This is a genomic window from Streptomyces sp. NPDC058534, from assembly GCF_042717365.1.
Classification (GTDB): Bacteria; Actinomycetota; Actinomycetes; order Streptomycetales; family Streptomycetaceae; genus Streptomyces.
The window spans coordinates 1-5,075 of record NZ_JBHXNW010000162.1 but is presented as its reverse complement, the minus strand read 5'-3'; the positions used below and the strand labels follow the sequence as shown (position 1 = coordinate 5,075).

General features: G+C 71.8%; 4 protein-coding genes. 2 read left to right on the top strand and 2 right to left on the bottom strand.

Annotated features, from left to right (window positions below):
* Positions 1 to 80 precede the first annotated feature (80 nt).
* Complete coding sequence (gene ftsH / locus ACFWR9_RS42400) at positions 81 to 2,027, top strand: ATP-dependent zinc metalloprotease FtsH (protein WP_383852949.1); 1,947 nt, start codon at positions 81 to 83, stop codon at positions 2,025 to 2,027.
* 29 nt (positions 2,028 to 2,056) lie between these two features.
* Here ftsH and ACFWR9_RS42395 read toward each other — a convergent pair whose 3' ends face one another.
* Together ACFWR9_RS42395 and ACFWR9_RS42390 are read right to left on the bottom strand one after the other, a co-directional pair.
* Complete coding sequence (locus tag ACFWR9_RS42395) at positions 2,057 to 2,662, bottom strand: hypothetical protein (protein ID WP_383852947.1); 606 nt, start codon at positions 2,660 to 2,662, stop codon at positions 2,057 to 2,059.
* Positions 2,663 to 2,832: 170 nt separating this feature from the next.
* Positions 2,833 to 3,720: a class I SAM-dependent methyltransferase gene (locus ACFWR9_RS42390; protein ID WP_383852945.1), complete on the bottom strand. Its 888-nt coding sequence runs from the start codon at positions 3,718 to 3,720 to the stop codon at positions 2,833 to 2,835.
* Positions 3,721 to 4,389: 669 nt separating this feature from the next.
* On the opposite strand from ACFWR9_RS42390, the gene ACFWR9_RS42385 reads away from it, so the two are divergent.
* The gene (locus tag ACFWR9_RS42385; RefSeq protein WP_383852942.1) at positions 4,390 to 4,986 is read left to right on the top strand and encodes a hypothetical protein; all 597 of its coding nucleotides are present in this window, start codon (positions 4,390 to 4,392) and stop codon (positions 4,984 to 4,986) included.
* The last annotated feature ends 89 nt before the right edge of the window (positions 4,987 to 5,075 follow it).

Sequence of the window (5,075 nt, the reverse complement as noted above, 5' to 3'; positions counted from 1 at the left end):
GGGGCGCCCCCTGTCGAAGGGGGCGCCCCAGCGCCGTACATGCACATGCCCAGGCGGCCTTCCTGTCGTAACGTCCGGATATGACCAACCCGTCCCCGCCGCGCAAGGCCTCCGAGCCGCCCTGGCGCACCGAGGGCACGCCCGACGAGCCTCCCAAACCGCCGCCCGGCGGCAGGAGGATGCGCGGCGGCTGGTGGAACCTGGTCCTGGCCGCGCTGGTCGTCTACCTGATCGCCAACCTCGTGCTCTCGTTCTTCAACGAGGGCGACGAGCCGACCATCTCCTACACGGAGTTCAGCAAGCAGGTCGACGAGGGCAACGTCAGCAAGATCTACGCCAAGGGCGACGCGATCCAGGGCCAGCTCAAGAAGGACCGCGACAAACCCGACGGCGACGGGACGTACACCAAGTTCACGACCGAGCGGCCCACCTTCGCGGACGACCAGCTCTGGAACGACCTGACGAAGAACAACGTCACCGTCACGGCCGAACCGGTCGTCCAGCACCGCAGCTTCCTGTCGAACCTGCTGATCGCGCTGGCCCCGATGCTGCTCCTGGTGGTGCTGTGGATCTTCATCGCGCGGCGCATGAGGGGCGCCCTGGGCGGCGGCGCGGGCGGCATGCTCGGCCGCAAGGCGCCGCCCAAACCGGTCGAGCTGGAGGCCGGCGAGCCGCGCACCACCTTCGCGGACGTGGCCGGAATCGACGAGGTGGAGGGCGAACTCAGTGACGTCGTCGACTTCCTGAAGAACCCGGACGCCTACCGCCGCATGGGCGCCAAGATGCCCCGGGGTGTCCTCCTGACCGGTCCGCCCGGCACCGGAAAGACGCTCCTCGCGCGTGCGGTCGCCGGCGAGGCGGGGGTGCCGTTCTTCTCCGCCTCCGCGTCCGAGTTCATCGAGATGATCGTGGGCGTGGGCGCCTCCCGGGTGCGGGAGCTGTTCGCCGAGGCCCGCAAGGTCGCGCCGTCGATCATCTTCATCGACGAGATCGACACCATCGGCCGCGCGCGTGGCGGCGGCTCCGGCATGGGCGGCCACGACGAGCGCGAGCAGACGCTGAACCAGATCCTCACCGAGATGGACGGCTTCTCCGGCTCCGAGGGCGTCGTCGTCATCGCCGCCACCAACCGCGCCGACATCCTGGACCCGGCCCTGACCCGTCCCGGCCGGTTCGACCGGGTGGTCAGCGTCTCGCCCCCGGACCGCGGCGGCCGCGAGGCCATCCTGGACATCCACACGCGCGAGATCCCGCTCGCCCCGGACGTCGACCTGGCCCAGGTCGCCCGCACGACCCCGGGCATGACCGGCGCCGAACTCGCCAACCTCGCCAACGAGGCGGCCCTGCTCGCGGTCAAGCGGAAGCAGGACCGGGTGACGCAGGCGGACCTCTCCGAGGCCCTGGAGAAGGTCCAGCTGGGCGCCGAGCGGCCGCTGGTGATGCCCGAGGAGGAGCGCCGGCGCACCGCGTACCACGAGAGCGGACACGCCCTGCTGGGCATGCTGCAACCGGGCGCCGACCCCGTCCGCAAGATCACCATCGTGCCGCGCGGGAGGGCGCTCGGGGTGACGCTGTCGACGCCGGACGCGGACAAGTACGCGTACACCGAGGAGTACCTGCGCGGCCGGATCATCGGCGCGCTCGGCGGCATGGCGGCCGAGCACGTGGTGTACGGCGTGATCACCACCGGTTCGGAGAGCGACCTCGAACAGGTCACCAACATCGCGCGGGGCATGGTCGCGCGCTGGGGCATGAGCGAGCGGGTCGGCCGGCTCTCCGCCCTCCCCGGCGACGCCCAGCAGGCGTACGGCCTCGCCGCCGCACCCCAGACGCTGGACGCCATCGACGGGGAGATGCGGCGGGTCGTCGACTCCTGCTACGAGGAGGCCGTCCGCAAGCTGCGCGACCACCGCGGACAGCTCGACACGCTGGCCGAGGCCCTGCTCGCCAACGAGACGCTGGACGAGGCGGAGGCATACCGCATCGCAGGGATCACCCGGCCGGCGAAGGACGATCCGGAAGCGTGAGCGCCGTTCGTTCCTACTTCTGCTGGTTCCTACTTCTGCGGGAACTTCCAGACGTAGGGCTCGCCGTCCTCCTCCGACCAGTGCGCCTCCACGCTCTTCGCGCCGGCCGGAATCACGTACGTCTCGCAGAAGACGTGGCTCTCGCCCTGCTTCCAGCTCTCGACGTCGTACGGGTCCTCGCAGCCCGGGGCGTCCTCGGAGGCGCCGACGAGGACGCTGCCGCGCTGCCCGTCCGCGAAGACCGTGGCGCCGTCGTGCACGTCGGAGCCCTCGGTCAGCGCCGGTCCGCTCTTGTGCGTGTACTTGATGTACGCGGTGGCCAGCACCTTGCCCTTGACGTCCGCGGCGTCCGCCACCGCCTTCGCGGCCTCCGCCTCGGTGCCCACGTCGACCTTCTGTGCCACGACGTCGTAGGTGACCTCGCCGGGGTCCTCGGCGACCTTCCCCGTCGCGCTCTCGCCCGTCGCCAGGTCCCCGCCCGAGGCCGCCTGCGAGGGCGAGGGCGACGCCTCGCCGGTCGCCGGGCTCTTCGCGTCGGCGTCGGACTTGTCGTCTCCGCCCTCGCACGCGGTGAGGGCCAGGGCGAGGACGGCGACGGGCGCGACGAGGCGCAGTGCGGTCTTGCGGTGCGGCACTACAGGCTCCTGTATGCAGATGTGGTTGTTCCCCCGAACGGTGGATCAGAGTAAAGGTCCATGATCCACCTGGGGAAACCGCAGGAGCCTTCGACCGGCTTCTTCACGGCATTCACACCTGCACCGGAAAAGTCGGTCGGACGTCGCGCATGTTCGGTCGGAATCGATCCTTACGGGACTCGTGCGATCAAGTAGCGGAAGACATTCGGCATCCAGACGGTCCCGTCCGGGCGCCGGTGCGGGTGCAGGGCCTCCGCCAGCTCCTTGTCGACCTGCTCCCGGCCGGTGGCCGCGATCGCCGCGTCGAACAGCCCGGTCGACAGCAGCCCCCGCGCCGCGCTCGCGGCGTCCGCGTACCCGAACGGGCACGCCACCCGTCCCGAGCCGTCCGGCCTGAGCCCGGCCCGCTGGGCGACCTCCTCCAGGTCGTCGCGCAGGGCGGGGCGCCAGGAGCCCGCGCCGCGCAGCGGGTCCGCGAGTCTGGTGGCCACCCGCAGCACCGAGGTCGTGGCGCACCGCTCCGGCGGGCCCCAGCCCGCCAGCACCACCGCGGCCCCGCGCCCGGCGAGCGGCGTCGCCTCGGCGAGCAGCCCGCCCAGCCCCTCCGAGTCGCCCGCGAGGCACCCGATGGGCTCGAAGGCGGTCACCAGGGTGAACCCCGGCGCCGAAGGGTCCGCCGCGGCACCGGGTGGTCCCTCCACGACCCGCGCCGTGTCCGCGCGGGCGGGTGCGGGCCGGACGCCGGGAGGTTCCGGCGCCTCGGGTGCCCCGGGCAGCAGGCGCTGCCGTGCCAGGTCCAGGAGCTCCGGAGAGCGGGTGTCGACACCGGTCACCGAGGCGCCGCGCGAGGCGGCCATCAGCAGGGCGAGCCCGGAACCGCAGCCCAGGCCCAGCATCCGGGTGCCGCCGCCCACGTCCAGTCGCTCGAAGACGGCTTCGTAGAGCGGTACGAGCATCCTCTCCTGTATCTCGGACCAGTCACGCGCACGTGCACGCAGGTCCACGGGAGACATCGTCCCCGTGTGAGATGAGTGCTGCCGTACGAGCGTAGGTGTCATAGGAAAGCGCCCCAATCGCCGAGTGTTGCCGCTGTGCCCGATTCCATGGCCCCCGTGCAGTGCGCTCGCAACTCCCCCCGTATGCCAGGAAACTCCGGGCTCGCCGTGGCGTCCAGTGGTAGAGAGGGCCGGTTTGCCCGATCCCCGTCCCCATGGCGAGATTTCACTTCCCGGCCATGTGGGCCGGCCGCGCGGTACCCGCGGTAGCCCCCGCCGACGCCTTGACCCAATGGCCGGATCGTGCCGGTCGGCGATGACAGCGGGTGGCGGAGGTGCGGCCGGGGCGGTTCCGGCCAAGGTCGGCGGCGTCCACCGGCGCCGCGCGGGGCGGGGAACCGCCGGGTAACGGGGCGGTGCCGCACGCCGGCGGCCCACCCGGTAACGTCGCCCCCGTCGGCGCGTCCGCCCGGACGGCGCCGCTCCGGCGCGACGGCGGCCGAAACGCCCCTTGCGCACGAGAGCACCCCACGCCCCCGGAGCGTGGACGACCGCTACGCGTCAGGGCGTACGTCGGACTACGCACCAGCTTGGTATGAGCTGTGAGGCTTCTCCGCAGATCAGCGCACCCGCCCTCGTCGGGCCGCATCAGCGGCAACTGACTGGTACGTGCAAATTATTTGGGATGCCCCGGAATAGGAACACAGCGGCACTCCGGCTCGTTGTCATTACGTGAGCACGACACCACCTGTTCTCGCCGCAGAGCTGGCGCAGGCGTGGGCCGACATTCAGCGGTACCACGCCGAGCTGCCCGATCTTGCCGCGCCCGAGTCCCTGATCGGAGAGTCGTCGTCCGCCTGCGGGCACGAACTCTCCTTCGAGCGACTGCTCCATGAGGCAGTCCACGGCATCGCCGCCGCGCGCGGAGTACGCGACACCTCCCGCGCGGGGCGCTACCACAACCGTCGATTCCTGGCGATCGCAGAGGAGTTGGGCCTCGACCACCCCGAGGAGCCACATCCCAGCAGTGGCTTCTCGCTGGTCACCCTCACCCCCGAGGCGAAGCGCCGCTACCGCCCGACGACCGAACGCCTCCAGCGCGCGCTGAAGGCCCACACCGCCGCCACCGCGACCGACTCGGCCCGCAGCTTCCGCGGTCCGGCCGCCCGACACGGCTCCTCCGGGGGAGGGGTGCGCGTGAAGGCCGTCTGCGACTGCGGGCGCAACGTACGGGTCGTCCCGTCCGTGCTGGCCCAGGCCCCGATCATGTGCGGCGGCTGCGGCAAGCCGTTCCGCATCCCGGAGGTGGTCGGCGCCGGCGTGAGCTGACGATCCGGCTGCTCGTGGCAGCCGGATCCGGGCCAGGTTCTGTCGTCGGACCCGCTCCGTCGGACCGGAGGGCGGCCCAGGTGCCCTCC